14 protein-coding genes are annotated in these 13415 nt (G+C 64.6%); 10 read left to right on the top strand and 4 right to left on the bottom strand.

Translation table 11 applies throughout. From position 1 onward, the window contains the following. The first annotated feature begins 42 nt into the window (after window positions 1–42). The 10 genes from HV765_RS05880 (at window position 43) to HV765_RS05835 (ending at window position 8252) form a co-directional block, all read left to right on the top strand. Window positions 43–450 carry a carboxymuconolactone decarboxylase family protein gene (locus tag HV765_RS05880; RefSeq protein ID WP_175169086.1) on the top strand — a complete coding sequence of 136 codons (408 nt, stop codon included), beginning with the start codon at window positions 43–45 and terminating at the stop codon, window positions 448–450. 9 nt (window positions 451–459) lie between these two features. Next, the gene (locus tag HV765_RS05875) at window positions 460–1071 is read left to right on the top strand and encodes an LON peptidase substrate-binding domain-containing protein (protein WP_054421583.1); all 612 of its coding nucleotides are present in this window, start codon (window positions 460–462) and stop codon (window positions 1069–1071) included. Between the two features lie 30 nt (window positions 1072–1101). Continuing rightward, a complete protein-coding gene (locus HV765_RS05870) occupies window positions 1102–2004 on the top strand; it encodes a hypothetical protein (protein WP_175169085.1) in 903 nt (300 codons plus the stop codon). 156 nt (window positions 2005–2160) lie between these two features. Then, window positions 2161–2841, top strand: coding sequence for an RraA family protein (locus HV765_RS05865; protein ID WP_175169084.1), 681 nt, complete (start codon window positions 2161–2163; stop codon window positions 2839–2841). Next, entirely contained in the window at window positions 2838–4040 is a 1203-nt protein-coding gene (locus HV765_RS05860) for an aminotransferase class I/II-fold pyridoxal phosphate-dependent enzyme (RefSeq protein ID WP_175169083.1), read from the top strand. The genes HV765_RS05865 and HV765_RS05860 overlap by 4 nt, the downstream gene beginning before the upstream one ends. Before the next feature lie 62 nt (window positions 4041–4102). Next, window positions 4103–4924 carry an ABC transporter substrate-binding protein gene (locus HV765_RS05855; RefSeq protein WP_054421589.1) on the top strand — a complete coding sequence of 274 codons (822 nt, stop codon included), beginning with the start codon at window positions 4103–4105 and terminating at the stop codon, window positions 4922–4924. A gap of 203 nt (window positions 4925–5127) precedes the next feature. Further along, window positions 5128–5817, top strand: a complete 690-nt coding sequence (locus HV765_RS05850; RefSeq protein ID WP_054421592.1) for an amino acid ABC transporter permease — start codon at window positions 5128–5130, stop codon at window positions 5815–5817. Next, window positions 5810–6499: an amino acid ABC transporter permease gene (locus HV765_RS05845; protein WP_054421595.1), complete on the top strand. Its 690-nt coding sequence runs from the start codon at window positions 5810–5812 to the stop codon at window positions 6497–6499. Before HV765_RS05850 ends, HV765_RS05845 begins: the two co-directional genes overlap by 8 nt. 10 nt (window positions 6500–6509) lie before the next feature. Further along, complete coding sequence (locus HV765_RS05840; RefSeq protein ID WP_175169082.1) at window positions 6510–7244, top strand: amino acid ABC transporter ATP-binding protein; 735 nt, start codon at window positions 6510–6512, stop codon at window positions 7242–7244. Between the two features lie 45 nt (window positions 7245–7289). Then, window positions 7290–8252 (top strand): LysR family transcriptional regulator, encoded by a 963-nt coding sequence (locus tag HV765_RS05835; RefSeq protein ID WP_254600460.1) that lies wholly within the window; start codon window positions 7290–7292, stop codon window positions 8250–8252. A gap of 184 nt (window positions 8253–8436) precedes the next feature. Here the strand turns inward: HV765_RS05835 and HV765_RS05830 are convergent, their stop codons facing one another. The 4 genes from HV765_RS05830 to HV765_RS05815 all read right to left on the bottom strand — a co-directional run bounded on the left by HV765_RS05830 (window position 8437) and on the right by HV765_RS05815 (window position 13409). Next, window positions 8437–8847 carry an I78 family peptidase inhibitor gene (locus HV765_RS05830; RefSeq protein ID WP_175169081.1) on the bottom strand — a complete coding sequence of 137 codons (411 nt, stop codon included), beginning with the start codon at window positions 8845–8847 and terminating at the stop codon, window positions 8437–8439. Between the two features lie 156 nt (window positions 8848–9003). Next, on the bottom strand, window positions 9004–9282 hold the full coding sequence (locus HV765_RS05825; protein ID WP_175169080.1) for a hypothetical protein: 279 nt from the start codon (window positions 9280–9282) through the stop codon (window positions 9004–9006). Next, complete coding sequence (locus HV765_RS05820; RefSeq protein WP_175169079.1) at window positions 9279–10043, bottom strand: hypothetical protein; 765 nt, start codon at window positions 10041–10043, stop codon at window positions 9279–9281. Before HV765_RS05820 ends, HV765_RS05825 begins: the two co-directional genes overlap by 4 nt. A gap of 132 nt (window positions 10044–10175) precedes the next feature. Further along, window positions 10176–13409, bottom strand: a complete 3234-nt coding sequence (locus HV765_RS05815) for an error-prone DNA polymerase (protein ID WP_217483339.1) — start codon at window positions 13407–13409, stop codon at window positions 10176–10178. Between the last annotated feature and the right edge of the window lie 6 nt (window positions 13410–13415).

The following is a 13415-nucleotide window of genomic DNA, read 5'->3' as shown; positions in this document are numbered from 1 at the left end:
CATTTTCGGCCCTGAACGGCCTTAACCCATAGGAACCACGGCATGAGCACGGTCAAATTGTTATCGGACGATGAGGTCCGCAAGCACCCGGAAGCCTGGGCGGTGTTCGAAGATATTCGCGCAACCCGCAAGTCGGATTTCGTCAACAATTTCTGGCGCGCGCTGGCCAATGACCCGCCGCAATTGCAACGCGTGTGGGCGCAGCTCAAGCAGGTGATGATGGCCGACGGCGAACTCTCGCCGCTGGTGCGGGAAATGATCTACATCGCGGTATCCACCGCCAACGGCTGCTCGTACTGCGTGCATTCGCACACGGCCGCCGCCCGGGCCAAGGGCATGACCGATGTCCAGCACGCCGAACTGCTGTCAGTGATAGGCATGGCGGCGCAAACGAATGCGATGGTGACGGCCATGCAAGTGCCGGTGGACGCCGCCTTCGACGTCACGTAGGAGACAGCCATGGCGCTGATTCCGCTGTTCCCCTTATCCAATGCGCTGTTTCCCGCCGGCGTGCTGCACCTGCGTATTTTCGAGGTGCGCTACCTGGATATGATCCGCCGCTGTATCGCGGAGGGCAGCGAGTTCGGCGTGGTGGGCCTGCTGGCGGGCAGAGAGGTCCGCACGCCCGAGGGCGTGGAGACCCTGGCGCCCGTGGGCACGATGGCGCGCATCGCGTCATGGGAAGCCCCGATGCCCGCCTTGCTGCAAGTGCGCTGCGTGGGCACGAGCCGTTTTCGGCTGCTTTCCAGCGAGGTGGCAAAATACGGCCTTTGGATGGGCCAGACCGAGCCCATCGCCGACGACCCGCCCACGCCCGTGCCAGCGGCCATGCAGCCCAGCGCCGATGCGCTGGGGCGTCTGGTGGCCCAATGGCAGCAAGAGGGCGTTCCCGCTGAAAGGATGCCGCTGGCGCCGCCGTACCGGCTGGATGACAGCGGCTGGGTGGCAGACCGCTGGTGCGAGATGCTGCCACTGCCGCCGGACGACAAGGCCGTGTTACTGGGCCTGACCGACCCCGTGGCGCGGCTGGCGGCCATTCAGGATCTGCTGCGCGGCCAGGGGCTGACGTAGCGGAAGTTGGCAAGAAACCTATTGGACATCATGGATATCAGGATTGACGAGGGCCTGCGCGCCTATATAGACCCTTTGACCGAAGACGAGCACGAGGCGCTGGAACGCAGCCTGCTGGCTGAAGGGTGCCGCGACGCGCTGGTGCTGTGGGGCGATCTGCTGGTGGACGGCCACAACCGTTACGCCATTTGCAAAAAGCACGGCATCGAATTCCAGACGCGTCAGAACACGGCGTTCAAGTCGATGGAAGACGTGCATCTGTGGATGATCGAAAACCATCTGGGCCGGCGCAGCGTGTCGGACTTCCAGCGCGGGGTGCTCGCCTTGCGCAAGAAGGAAATTCTGCTGGCGCGCACGCCGCCCGAAGGCAGTGCGCCGGCTGACGCTGCCGTCGCCGACGGCGTTCCGGCTGATGGCTCGCCGCCTTGGGACGAAGACGAAGCGGGGGCGTCCAGCGCCGACAACGCCCCGCGCCTGCCGCCGAATATCTCGTGGACGCCGCCCGTGCCCAGCCGTCAGGCCTTGGCGCGCGCCGCCCGGATCAGCAGCAACACGCTGGGCCAGATCGAAAAAATCCAGAAGGAAGCCGCGCCGGAACTGGTGCAGGCGGTAAAAGCGGGGGCGATTTCGATCAACGCCGCCGCTGCGGTCGCGTCCTTGCCGCCCGAGCGTCAGGCCGCCGCCGTCGCCGGAGGCAGGAAAGAGCTGCAACAGGCCGCGCGCGAAGTGCGTCTGGCCAAAGCCCCGCCGCCCCGCGAAGCGCCGCCCGAGGTGCCGATTGAAAGCATCGAGGACCTGCCCGCCGAGGTCGCGCGCCTGCGTGGCGTGCTGACGCGTGTGACCGAGGAACGCGATCAGTTGAAAAAGAAAGTCCAGAATTTGACGGTGGCGTTGGCGGAAGCCCGCCAAGCTATCAGCGGCGGCGACGACTGAATGGGCAATCACGAATAAGGGAATACCCTAATCGCTGTTATGTACGAATAAAATTCCTGGATCGCTGGGAATTTATATCGTTTTGAGGAAAGGCATGGGGGGCTTTGTAATGCATGTTCGCTTAATCGCCTCACGCATTTACCCCTGACTTTCCTTATGAATCCCATCGGATATCGCATTCTTTCCCGGCCCGCCCAGGCCGTCGCCGCTGACGTGCTGGCGGGCTTTGCCCAGATTGGCTCGGCCCAGATCAGCGACTGCATGAACCGCCTGTACGGTGTGTCGGGCCTGCGCCCGATGCATGCCGCCACGCGCCGCACCGTCGGCCTGGCGCTCACCGTCAAGACCCGCCCCGGCGATAACCTGATGATCCACAAGGCAATTTCGCTGGGTGGCGCGGGCGACGTCATCGTGGTCGACGGCTCGGGCGACACCAGCAACGCGCTGGTTGGCGAACTGATGATGATGGACGCGCAATCGCGCGGCATCGAAGGCTTCGTGATCGACGGCGCCGTGCGCGACTTCGACGTGTTTGCCCAAGGCGAATTCGGCTGCTTCGCGCGCGCCGTGTCGCACAAGGGGCCGTACAAGGATGGCCCCGGTGAAATCAATGTGCCCGTGTCCGTGGGCGGCCAGGTGGTCAACCCGGGCGACGTGGTCGTGGGCGACGCCGATGGCGTGGTGGTGATTCCCGCCGAACACGCCGCCGCCGTGCTGGCCCTGGCGCAGAAGAAGGAAGCCGACGAAGCCGTGGCCAAGGAAAAGCTGCGCGCCGGCACCTACACCAAGCCCTGGCTGGAAAAGACGCTGGCCGAGAAGATGGGAGCCACCAAATGAGCATCGTTGCCGACCGCATCAAGCGCATCAAGCTGTCGCCCAGCGTTGCCGCGCGCGCCATCATCGCTGAACTGCGCGAGCAAGGCCGCCGCATCATCGACCTGACGATTGGCGAGCCGGACTTTTCTACGCCGGAACATATCCGCCAGGCCGCCACCGCCGCCATGAACCGCGGCGAAACCAAATACCCGCCGGCCCAAGGCACGGTTGCGCTGCGCAAGGCCGCCCGCGGCCATTTGCTGGAGGCGACGGGCGTGGACTACCCGGTGTCGCAGATCATCGTCAGCACCGGCGCCAAGCAGGTGATTTTCAATGGCCTGGCCGCCACGCTGAATGACGGCGATGAAGTCCTGATCCCTGCGCCGTTCTGGGTGTCGTACCCGGACATGGTGCTGGTGAACGGCGGCGTGCCGGTCGCCGTGGAAACGTCGCCCGCCACCGATTACAAAGTCACCCCGGACGCGCTGGAACGCGCCATCACGCCGCGCACCAAGTGGCTGATGATGAACGCGCCCAGCAACCCGACGGGCTCGGTCTATACCGCCGAAGAACTGCGCGGCCTGACGGAAGTGCTCAAGCGCCATCCGCACGTCTGGCTGATGACGGACGACATCTACGCCCGCCTGAATTTCACGGGCGAAGCCACCGTGCATCCGCTGCAAGTGGCGCCGGAACTGGCCGCCCGCACGCTGGTCGTGAACGGCGTGTCCAAGGCTTACGCGATGACCGGCTGGCGCATCGGCTACGGCGCGGCGCCTGACGAATTGATCAAGGCGATGGCCATTCTGCAATCGCAAAGCACGTCGGGCGCGTCGTCCGTGAGCCAGGCGGCGGCGCTGGAAGCGTTGTCAGGCCCGCAGGACTGCGTGGCCGAATTCGCCAAGGTGTTCCGCGAACGCCGCGACCTGGCGATTGCCGAATTGTCCGGCACGCCGGGCTTGGCGATTGTTGTGCCGCAAGGCGCGTTCTACGTCTTCCCGGATTGCTCGGGCCTGTTGGGCAAGAAGACGCCTGCGGGCGACGTGATCGCCACCGACACCGACCTGACGCATTACCTGCTGCGCGAAGCCGGCGTTGCCGTCATCGACGGCCATGCTTACGGCGCGCCGGGCACGTTCCGGCTGTCGTTCGCGGCGTCGCTTGATGACATCAAGCAAGGCTGCTCGGCCATTCGCGACGCCTGCGCCAAGCTGGCCTGAGCCCGCGCCGCGCCCATTCATTCCGTACGACCACCACACAAATCAGACAAGGGGAATCACGCATGAAACGCCACTCTCTTTTCGCGGCCTGCCTGGGCCTGGCCACGCTGACGCTGGGCGCTGCCGCCCAGGCCGATCAGATCGACGACATCAAGGCGCGCGGCGAACTCGTCTGCGGCACGCTGGGCACGTCGCAGCCGTTCAGCTTCCAGGACGGCGCCACGCGCCAACTGGTGGGCTACGACGTGGACGTGTGCAAGCTCGTCGCCGACAAGCTGGGCGTCAAGGTCAGCTACAAGCTGCTGTCGGTGGCGGCGCGCGTGCCGGAACTGAATGAAGGGCGCGTCGATATTCTGGCGGCCAACCTGGGCTATTCGCCCGACCGCGCCGAACAGATCGCGTTCAGCCACGCCTACTACGTCAGCCCGCAAAAGCTGCTGGTGCGCAAGGATTCGGGCTTTGACAGCATTGAAGCCCTGAACGGCCGCCGTGTTGGCGCCACCAAGGGTTCCAGCTCGGAACGCGAAATCAAGCGCATTCTGGACAAGTCCCAGGTCATTGGCTATGGCGACAGCTCGGCCACGTACCTGGCCTTGCAGCAAAAGAAGGTGGACGCGCAGTTTGCGTCGGAGCTGGTGCTGGCGCGTCTGGTGCTGCAAAGCCCGCCGACGGCGCCCGTCACCGTCATCGCCAAGTCGGTGTTTGACGAGCCGTGGGGTCTGGGCGTGCGCAAGTCCGAACCGCGTTTCCTGCAAACGGTGAACCAGGCGCTGGACGAGGCCGAAAGCTCGGGCGCCGCAGCCAAGCTGTTCGACAAGTGGTTCGGCGCAGAAACGCCTTACAAGCTGGAACGCGGTTTCAAGATCGGCCCCATCGCCGGCTGAAGCGCGAACCCCAGCGCGGATCTCGGCCAGAACCGGTATGAAGGCCCGTGTTTAGAGGCCCGTATTTAGGCCCCGAGGCCCGTATCTAGGCCCGTATCCAAGGCCCGAATGCCCCGTCACGGTTTCCGGCGCCTGCCCAGGCGGGCGGTTGGAAACCGTGACGTTTGGCGTGGTCCGCGCGATTGTTGGAGATTGACTGCTTTATGAGCCTACTTGACGCTTCCCAATACCAGCTGCTGCTCAGCGGCATGGCCATCACCGTGCAACTGTTTCTGGTTGCCTGGGTGCTGGCGTTTTCCATCGCGGTGACGCTGGTGGTGGTGCGCGCGACCAATCTGGCGCCGTGCCGCTGGGTGGTCGACGCTTATGTGGAATACCACCGCAACGTGCCGCTGCTGGTGCAGGTGCTGTTCTGGTATTTCGGCATGCCCGAACTGCTGCCGGAAGGCGTGCGCCTGTGGTTGTACGACCATAACGCCGAGATGTCGCTGGCGGCGATTGCGCTGGGGCTGGGGTCGGCGGCCTACATCGCCGAAGACATCCGCAGCGGCCTGCGCGCCATTCCCGGCACGCAATTCGAGGCGGCGCGCGCGCTGGGCGCGAGCTATCTGCAATGCATGCGCTTCGTGATCGTGCCGCAAGCGCTGCGCATTTCCATTCCGCCGCTGGTGGGCCGCGCGCTGCTGCTGTTCAAGAACACCAGCGTCGCCATGGCGATTGGGGTGATGGAGCTGACCTACCAGGCGCGCGAGATCGAAAACGAAACCTATCGCACCTTTGCCACCTTCGGCGCGGCGACGATCATGTACCTGCTGGGATCGTTCCTGATCATGGCGCTGGGATCGCGCATCTACGCCCGTTATCGTCTGAATCGCGGAGGCCACGGTGCTTGATCTGCTACTGCAATACTGGCCGACGCTGCTGGTCGGCCAATACCCCAACGGCCCCTTGGGCGGCCTGGCGCTCACGCTGATTCTGGCCGCGCTGGGCTTGGCGATGTCGATGCCGCTGGCGTTGTTGATCGCGCTGGCGCGTGTCAGCCCGTTTGGCTGGCTGCGCGTGGCCAGCAAGGCGCTGGTCAACGTGGTGCGCGGCATGCCGCTACTGATGCTGATCTTCTGGGCCTACTTTGTGGTGCCCAAGTTGACGGGCCAGGTCGTCAGCGGCTTCTGGACGTTGATCTTCGCGCTGGTCGTCTATGAAAGCGCGTATCTGTCGGAGGTGATCCGGTCGGGCATCGAGGCGGTGCCGCGCGGTCAGATCGAGGCGTCGCGCTCGCTGGGCGTGGGCTATTGGACGACGATGCGCAAAGTGGTGCTGCCGCAAGCGCTCTTTAACGTGCTGCCCAGCATGACCAGCCAGTTCGTGTCGACCATCAAGGAAACGTCGCTGGGCTATGTCATCAGCGTCAATGAACTGACCTTCGCGGCCAACCAGGTCAACAACCTGGTGCTGACCCAGCCGCTACAGGTGTTCGGCATCCTGGCCATCATCTATTTCCTGGTGTGCTTCAGCCTGAGCCGCGGCTTGAGCTGGCTGGACCTGCGTATCCGCCGCTCGCGCGCCATGGCTTAAAGGAACAAACATGATCAAGCTTGAAAAAGTGAACAAGTGGTACGGCGCGCATCACGTGCTGAAGGACGTGGACCTGGCGGTGTCGCGGGGCGAAGTGCTGGTGGTGTGCGGGCCGTCGGGCTCGGGCAAGTCGACCATGATCCGCACGATCAACCGGCTGGAGCCCATCGAAAAAGGCCGCATCCTGATCGACGGCGCAGACATTTATCAGAAGGGCGCCAACCTGAACGCGCTGCGCCAGAAGATTGGTTTCGTGTTCCAGCAGTTCAACCTGTTTCCGCACATGAGCGTGCTGGAAAACGTGCTCTTCGCGCCGGTGAACATCCGCAAGCAATCCCGCAAGGAATCGGTGGAACTCGCGAAAAGCCTGCTGGATCGCGTGGGCCTGGCGCACAAGATTGATGCCTACCCGGGGGCGTTGTCGGGCGGCCAGCAGCAGCGCGTGGCCATTGCGCGGGCGCTGGCCCTGCAACCGCCGGTGATGCTGTTTGACGAGCCCACCAGCGCGCTTGACCCGGAAATGGTCGGTGAAGTGCTGCAAGTGATGAAGGGCTTGGCCAAGGACGGCATGACGATGGTGTGCGTGACCCACGAAATGGGTTTCGCGCGCGACGTCTGCGACCGCGTGGTCTTCATGGACGGCGGCGAGATCCTGGAAATGGACACGCCCGAGCGCTTCTTCAGCGCGCCGTCGCATCCGCGCGCGCAGCGCTTCCTGGCCGACATCCTGCATCCGCGCGGCTAAGGCCGGGTCGGACAGCGCGGCGGCGATGGTAAGGTGAGGGTTTCCATGCGTTTCGCATCGACCGCCGCGATGTACACCCTTAAGCAGCTAGAGGCTTTTTACTGGAGCTCCGAACTTGGCAGCTTCAGCGCATCTTCCCGAAAATTGCACACCACCCAATCGGCGGTGGCCAAGCGGGTGGGCGAACTGGAAGCTTTTGCCGGTTCGCCCTTGTTTGAACGCCGCGCCAAGAAATTGCTGATGACCCCGCAGGGCCGCAAGCTGTTCGAACTGGCGCGCGAAATGCTCGACTTGAACAGCCGCATCGTGCAGAACATGGCCGACCCGGCCAGCTTCGAAGGCGTGGTGCGGCTGGGCGTGACCGAACTCGTCGGCATGACCTGGCTGGCGCGGCTGATCAACCAGATCAGCCTGCGCTACCCGCGCGTGCAGTTGATGCCGGAAATCGATGGCGGCATCACGCTCTACGAACGGCTGGAGCAAGACCAGCTGGACCTGGCCATCATGCCGGGCCCGTTCTGGAGCTATCAGTACGACTGCACGCACTTGGGCGCGGTCACCAACGTCTGGATGGCCAGCCCTGCGCTGGATATCGATTTTTCGACGCAGCTGACGCCGCAGGATCTGGCGCCGTATCCGGTGATTTCACAACCCACGAATTCCGCGTTGTCGCACCTGTATGACGCCTGGTTCGCCGAGCAGGGCCTGCCGGTCAAGCGCGTGCTGACGTGCAATAGCTTGGGGATGATGGCGCAGCTGACCATGCTGGGCCTGGGCATCAGCTATCTGCCGGGCGCGTATTTCGCGCCGCTGGTCGAACGCGGCGCGCTCTGCCAGCTGAACGTGCAGCCGGACTTGCCGACCATCAATTACTACGCGGTGCACAAGAAAAATATCGTCAACCCGATCGTGTCTCGGGTGATCGATATTGCGCGCGAGGAATGCGCGTTCGAAGTGGCGGGGGCATTCCTGCCCCACGTGCCGCCCGCGGCCATGAACGAGGCATAGCGCGAAGCGCTGGGCGAGGGCTTGGCGAGGGGGCTTGGGCAAGGCGGCTTGGGCGAGTCGGCTTGGGCAAGTCCAGCGCGAAACTTGGGCAAGCCTAGCGGCGTTGGGCAAGCCTAGCGGCGTTGGGCAAGCCTAGCGGCGGGCCGGACTCGGCGCCGGCCCCCGGGGCAGGAGTGCGGTGGGATCAGCCGCAGCGGATGGCAGTCATGACATCTTTGTCATCCACGATCAGGTTCAGGCGGGTCGCGTTGTATTCCATGGTGACCAATTGGCCCGGGCGCAGGATGCGGGCGGTGGTGCTGCCGCTGCGCGAACGCAAATCTTCCATGACCGACTGGCTGGCTTTCTGGCCAATCTGCGCTTGCAGCGCGCCCGCGTCGCAAGTCTTGCCGCCACCCATGCTGCTGCCGGGCATGTTCGACGACGACCCATACGAAGACCCGCCATACGTTGCGCCACCGGACGAATCGGACGAGGTGGAGGAGCTAGAGGAGCTGGAGGCTGCCGGTGCGCGGCTGGACGAAGACGACGTCCCGGTATTGGCGCACGCGCTCAGGGTGGCAACCAGGAGGAAGGGGATCAGCTTGCGGATCATGTAAAGCTCCTTACAACTACGCGACAAAAAAGCCATGATAGACCAGCCGTGGCGGGCTGTGATGGGGTGCGGCAGCAGCGTGGCAAAAAATGAAAAACCCGCGTTGATCTGATGTCAAGGCGGGCCTGGTGTAAGGAAAGCGGGGGTGGGGCTGAGTCAGTTTGCGTCGGGCAAGATCGGATAAGGACGGAAGACCGTGGACGGCTGACGCGCGCGGGCTACCATTTCCGCCCAAATGCCCTGCGTGACCACCGGGATACCCTTCATGGAGACCTTGATCACCCGGCCTGGCTTCGCGGAGATGTCTTCTGAGCCCGTTGCTTGGGTTGGGCGGCCTGTCTTAGTGCCGCCAGTCTTATTGCAGCCAGTCTTATCGTAGCCAGTCTTATCGTAGCCAACCGTATTGGCGCATTTCAGCGTAGTTTGGTCATTCATATAAGCCTCCCTGGCGCGATTTGAGTGCTGATGTAGGGTACTAGCTTTTGCCAGGAGGCGCTATGAGGCGCCAGATCAAAAACCATAGGTCTTTGCGAACCCGCGCTGATCCACCAAGCCTCATCAATGGCCAACACGTCCTGCACGGTGGCGCATCCCGTTAACCGCATTTGCCCAGCGGTTTCACCGGTATGTAGCGGGGCATCGAACCCGAGTTTCGGCCAGAACCGATAGCCAATGTAGCGGGCGCTGTAGCCCAGGCCGCCCGCAGCCATCAGGGATATTCTGACAAGTCCGGACAGATAGGCCGTGATGGCGCAAAGCGCAAAAGCGAAGCGGCCCAGGTAAGGGGGCGCCAACGTGGCGCTCAAGTAGAAATGGTCGATGTGCAGCGCGTAAATGAGGCGACAGTTGGTGCCGGCGTCTGGTGCATACAGGCCAAGCTTGTTCTTGAACGGCGCCTGTATCAAACGGGGGTTGACCACGGTGTAGTAGAGGCCGGGTGGCGCATTATCCAGCCCCAATTTGTGCTCCGCCTGTTGATGCACGCGGCTGCCGTCGAAGACCAAAAACAAGCGGGCGAATTCCAAGGCTGAGATTTTGCCGAAGGGCGTGGAGAAAGTGTCCTCGGGCAATAGCGCTACACCATCAAGGCGGATGTTCCGGCCGCTTAATTGCTTCAGCACGGTCGGATGTTGAACCAAGGCCTGATGCAGGTCAGCCAAGTGCTCTTGATAGAAATGGATTCGCGATGGCGACATGAGTGGGTCCCCGGCAACGATGGTGAGTCGAGGCGCAAAGCATAGGCCGCGCGCGTCGGGGATTGCCGCGATGCGTGACACCCATGTCACGGGTACTGCCCGCAATTCACCGGTTTAACCTCACCCCACCCCTCAATGAAAATTCCGGCTTTGCGCCGCCAACCCGCCCAGCAGATCGGACATATCCACCAGCCGCTGGGCGATCAGGTGGCGGACGCCGTCTACGCTTTGCCAGGCGCCGTAGACGCCCAGCAGCGTGGCCCCCAGCAGTTCGCGGCGCTGGCGTTCGATGAGCTCGGGGCGCACGACGACGTTGACGGGGCCGGTTTCGTCTTCCAGGGTGACGAAGATCACGCCCTTGGAGGTTTGCGGCCGTTGGCGCACGGTGACGATGCCGCAAGCGCGTGCCGAACGTTTGTTGGGATAGCGGTTCAGCACTTCGGCCGGCTGGAAATTGCGGGCGGTGAGTTGGGAGCGCAGCAGTGCGACGGGGTGGCGATGCAGGGTCAGGCCGACGCTGCGGTAGTCGGCGGCAACCGTCTGGCTTTCGGAGGGGGCTGAGAGGCGGGGCGCCTGGGTTTCTTCGATGGCGGCGTCGCGCAGCAGGTCGCGGCTGTGTACGCTGGCGGCGGCTTCCCAGCTGGCCTGGCGCCGATGGCCGGCGAGCGTGCGCAGGGCGTCGCCGGCGGCCAGCGCATTCAGGTCATGGCGGTTGAGGCCGGCGCGGCGCGCCAGATCGCCCGTGTCGGTAAACGGGCTTTGGGCGCGCGCGGTTTCGATGCGCCGGACGGCGTCTTCCCGCATGCCCTGGATCAGGCTCAGGCCCAGCCGGACGGCGGGGCGGGTGTCGTCACGGGGCGGTGCGTGGGGGCGGGCGGGCCGTTGGGCGCCGGGGTGGTCAGGCGGCAAGGTTTCCAGGGCGGAATCCCAGCCGCTGACCGTGACGTCGGCGGGCAACACGCATACGCCGTGGCGGCGGGCGTCCTGCACCAGTTGCGCGGGGGCGTAAAAGCCCATGGGCTGGGAATTGAGCAGGGCGGCCAGAAAGGCTTCGGGTTCGTGGCGCTTCAACCAGGAACTGAAATAGGCCAGCAGGGCGAAGCTGGCCGCGTGGCTTTCGGGAAAGCCGTATTCGCCAAAGCCTTCCACCTGGCGAAACAGCGCTTCGGCAAAATCCAGCGTGTAGCCGTGCGCCAGCAGCCCGCCCACGAGTTTGACGCGGAATTTGTCCACGCCGCCTTTGCGTTTCCAGGCGGCCATGGAACGGCGCAACTGGTCGGCTTCGCCCGGCGTAAAGCCGGCGGCCACCACGGCAATCTGCATCACCTGTTCCTGGAAGATGGGCACGCCCATGGTCCGGCTGAGCACGCCGCGCACCTTTTCGCTGGGATAGGTTTCTTTTTCTTTGCCCTGGCGGCGGCGCAGATAGGGGTGGACCATGCCGCCCTGGATGGGGCCGGGCCGCACGATGGCGACTTGCACCACCAGGTCGTAGTATTTGCGCGGCCGCAGGCGGGGCAGCATCGTCATCTGCGCGCGCGATTCAATCTGGAACACGCCTACGGTGTCGGCGTCGCAGATCATGTCGTAGGTGGCGTCGTCGCCTTCCGGGATGTCTTGCAGCGCCAGCGGCTGGCCGCGGCGCTGGCCGGCCAGTTCCAGCGTGCGGCGCAGCGCCGACAGCATGCCCAGCGCCAGCACGTCCACCTTCAGCAGCTTCAGCGCGTCCAGGTCGTCTTTGTCCCATTGCACGACGCTGCGGTCTTGCATGGCGGCGTTTTCAATCGGCACCAGGCGCGACAGCTTCCCGCGTGAAATCACGAAGCCGCCCGGGTGCTGTGACAGGTGGCGCGGAAAGCCCATCATCGTCTGCGCCAACGACGCCCATTGCCGCGCCACCTGGGATTCCGGGTCCAGCCCGCAAGCGCCCAGCGTGCGCAGCATTTCCTTTTTGCCGTCCCACCATTGATGGGCGCGCGCCACGGCGTCGATGACACCCAGGTCCACGCCCAGCGCGCGGCCGGTATCGCGCAGCACGCTGCGCGGGCGGTAGGAGATGACGACGGCGGTTAGAGCGGCGCGCTGCCGGCCGTATTTGCGGTAGATGTACTGGATGACTTCTTCGCGGCGCTGGTGCTCGAAGTCCACATCGATGTCGGGCGGTTCGTTGCGTTCCTTGCTGATGAAACGTTCGAACAGATTGTTGCCGCGGACCGGGTCGACCGCGGTGATGCCCAGGCAATAGCAGACGGCCGAGTTGGCGGCCGAGCCGCGCCCCTGGCACAGGATGCCGACGCTGCGCGCGTATTGGACGATGTCGTAAACGGTCAGGAAATAGGCTTCGTAGTGCAGGTCGGCGATCAGGTCGAGCTCTTTTTCGATCTGCTCGGACACGCTTTCCGGCACGCCTGCGGGAAAGCGGCGCGCGGCGCCCGCCAGGGTTTCCTGGCGCAGATAGGTGGCGGGCGTGTGGCCGCGCGGCACGATTTCGTCGGGGTATTCGTAGTGCAGCTCGTCCAGCGAAAACGCGCAGCGGCGCGCGATGACAAGGGTTTGCGCCAGCGCCTCGGGCGGGTAGAGGTTGGCCAGCCGCATGCGGGTGCGCAGATGCTGCTCGGCGTTGCCGGATAGCTCGTAGCCGCATTGGGACACGGGCCGATGGGTGCGGATGCCGGTCAGCGTGTCGTGCAGCGGTTTGCGCGACCGCACATGCATCTGCACCTGGCCCACCGCCACGATGGGCAGCTCGGCTTGCTGCGCGGCGTGTTCGATGGCGGCGCGGTGCTGGTCGTCGCGCGAGCGGTACAGCAGATTCAGCCCCACCCAGGCGCGGTTCGGAAAGACGCGCGCCAGCCAGCGCGCCTGTTCGGCCAGACGGTCGGCGTCGGTGCCGTAGGCGGGCGTCAGGATGGCCAGGCATTCGGGCAGGTGGCGCAGATGCGTGCTGCCCTCGGGCGGATCGGTGAAGTCATCCGGCCCCAGCCGGTATTCGCCCTTGGGCGCGCGGGTGCGGGCCAGCGTGATGAGCTCCGACAGGTTGCCATAGCCCTCGCGCGTTTGCGCCAGCAGGGTCAGCCCCAGCGGCGCGGCGTCGGGGGCGGCGCGCAGCTGGAAGGTGGCGCCGATGATGAGCGGCAGCTTCTGGGTCTTGGCTTCCATGTGGGCGCGCACGACGCCCGCCAGCGAACATTCGTCGGTCAGCGCCAGCGCGGCGTAGCCCAGTTCGGCGGCGCGTGCGGCCAGTTCTTCGGGGTGGGACGCGCCTTGCAGAAAGGAAAAGTTCGACTGGCATTGCAGCTCGGCGTAGCCGGGCAGCGTCGCCAACAGGTCGGACGGGTCAAGCGCGTCGTAGGAATCGTCGTCCATGCCGGC

It is taken from the genome of Achromobacter kerstersii, from assembly GCF_902859595.1.
Classification (GTDB): domain Bacteria; phylum Pseudomonadota; class Gammaproteobacteria; order Burkholderiales; family Burkholderiaceae_B; genus Achromobacter; species Achromobacter kerstersii.
Note: the sequence above shows the minus strand (reverse complement) of the source record. Positions and strands in the feature narration are given on the sequence as shown.

What these genes read in the sequence shown, in the direction of transcription:
- HV765_RS05850 (WP_054421592.1), top strand. Translation starts at nt 5,128, where the DNA reads ATGAGCCTACTTGACGCTTCCCAATACCAGCTGCTGCTCAGCGGCATG.
- HV765_RS05860 (WP_175169083.1), top strand. Translation starts at nt 2,838, where the DNA reads ATGAGCATCGTTGCCGACCGCATCAAGCGCATCAAGCTGTCGCCCAGC.
- HV765_RS05870 (WP_175169085.1), top strand. Translation starts at nt 1,102, where the DNA reads ATGGATATCAGGATTGACGAGGGCCTGCGCGCCTATATAGACCCTTTG.
- HV765_RS05865 (WP_175169084.1), top strand. Translation starts at nt 2,161, where the DNA reads ATGAATCCCATCGGATATCGCATTCTTTCCCGGCCCGCCCAGGCCGTC.
- HV765_RS05825 (WP_175169080.1), bottom strand. Translation starts at nt 9,282, where the DNA reads ATGAATGACCAAACTACGCTGAAATGCGCCAATACGGTTGGCTACGAT.
- HV765_RS05840 (WP_175169082.1), top strand. Translation starts at nt 6,510, where the DNA reads ATGATCAAGCTTGAAAAAGTGAACAAGTGGTACGGCGCGCATCACGTG.
- HV765_RS05855 (WP_054421589.1), top strand. Translation starts at nt 4,103, where the DNA reads ATGAAACGCCACTCTCTTTTCGCGGCCTGCCTGGGCCTGGCCACGCTG.
- HV765_RS05875 (WP_054421583.1), top strand. Translation starts at nt 460, where the DNA reads ATGGCGCTGATTCCGCTGTTCCCCTTATCCAATGCGCTGTTTCCCGCC.
- HV765_RS05815 (WP_217483339.1), bottom strand. Translation starts at nt 13,409, where the DNA reads ATGGACGACGATTCCTACGACGCGCTTGACCCGTCCGACCTGTTGGCG.
- HV765_RS05880 (WP_175169086.1), top strand. Translation starts at nt 43, where the DNA reads ATGAGCACGGTCAAATTGTTATCGGACGATGAGGTCCGCAAGCACCCG.
- HV765_RS05820 (WP_175169079.1), bottom strand. Translation starts at nt 10,043, where the DNA reads ATGTCGCCATCGCGAATCCATTTCTATCAAGAGCACTTGGCTGACCTG.
- HV765_RS05835 (WP_254600460.1), top strand. Translation starts at nt 7,290, where the DNA reads ATGCGTTTCGCATCGACCGCCGCGATGTACACCCTTAAGCAGCTAGAG.
- HV765_RS05830 (WP_175169081.1), bottom strand. Translation starts at nt 8,847, where the DNA reads ATGATCCGCAAGCTGATCCCCTTCCTCCTGGTTGCCACCCTGAGCGCG.